The following is a 1,084-nucleotide window of genomic DNA, read 5'->3' as shown; positions in this document are numbered from 1 at the left end:
CGCGAATTCAACTTCGAAGTGCGACACTCGCCTATGCCGCCTGACGGTACTCTTCGAATACCTTGACAGGCTGCCTGAATCCGAGACATTTCCGAGGTCGTAGGTTGAGCCACTGCTCCGCTCTCCTGACATCCTCGTCCGTGACCTCTCTCAGGTCTGTTCCCTTTGGGATAAACTGCCTCAACAGCCCATTGCTGTTCTCGTTCAGACCGCGCTCCCACGAAGAGTAAGGGTGCGCAAAGTAAGTCTCGGCACCCAGCGCTTCCTCTATCGCCTTGTGTTCGGCAAACTCGCCGCCGTTGTCAAAGGTGATGGTATGCACCTGCTCGATGTAGGGCGTTAACATCTCGATTATCGCATCCCGCACCACCCCAGCCTGTTTGCTCGCGACCCGCTTGACCAGATAGAGCCGGCTCTTGCGCTCCACCAGGGTGACCAGTGCACCTGTGCCTTGCTTGCCCAGCACCGTGTCCGCCTCCCAATCACCGAGCCGCTCCCGGCTATCGACGATAGCCGGCCGTTCATCAATAGAGCGGGCTTCCTTGATGGGAGAACGCAGGCTGCTCGCCCCCTTGCGGTAGCGCTTGTGGCCCTGGCGCAGATGGCGGTACAACTGGCCACCCCGGGCTTTGTCGGCGGCCACATGGCGGTATATCCACTCGTGACTCACCATGAGGCCTATCTGCTTGCCCACCGCGCTTATCTGCTCCGGGCTCCACCACCAGGCGAGTGTCAGCTCGACAAACTGGATGACATCGGCAGATAGCCGAGATTTGGCCGCACTGGCCCGTCGGTGGGTGGCGTGCTGATGCGCATTGTCTGGCTGGTAGCCCTGCGGCCCGGCGTTACGACGCAGCTCCCGGTAGAGGGTGGAGCGATGAACGCCAATGGCGCGTGCGGTGGCAAGGATGGACATCCCCTGTGCGCGAAGCACCGATAACTGGTATCGTTGCCCCTCGGTCAACTGCTGATAGCTCATGGTGATACTGCTTTTACTTTGGCGAGCAGAAGGGTACCACCAATCAGCAGTTGGCCACCTCTCGCCATTCATCCATGAGTGTCGCACTTATTATCTGAATTCCCG

1 protein-coding gene is annotated in these 1,084 nt (G+C 59.5%); it reads right to left on the bottom strand.

What is annotated here, in order from left to right; translation table 11 throughout:
- Positions 1-31: 31 nt before the first annotated feature.
- Positions 32-979 (bottom strand): IS30-like element ISAs2 family transposase, encoded by a 948-nt coding sequence (locus ACW5W8_RS23715; RefSeq protein ID WP_019706001.1) that lies wholly within the window; start codon positions 977-979, stop codon positions 32-34.
- Between the last annotated feature and the right edge of the window lie 105 nt (positions 980-1,084).

Source organism: Aeromonas aquatilis (assembly GCF_054052405.1).
This window is presented reverse-complemented; position numbering and strand designations above follow the sequence as displayed.

What these genes read in the sequence shown, in the direction of transcription:
- ACW5W8_RS23715 (WP_019706001.1), bottom strand. Translation starts at nt 979, where the DNA reads ATGAGCTATCAGCAGTTGACCGAGGGGCAACGATACCAGTTATCGGTG.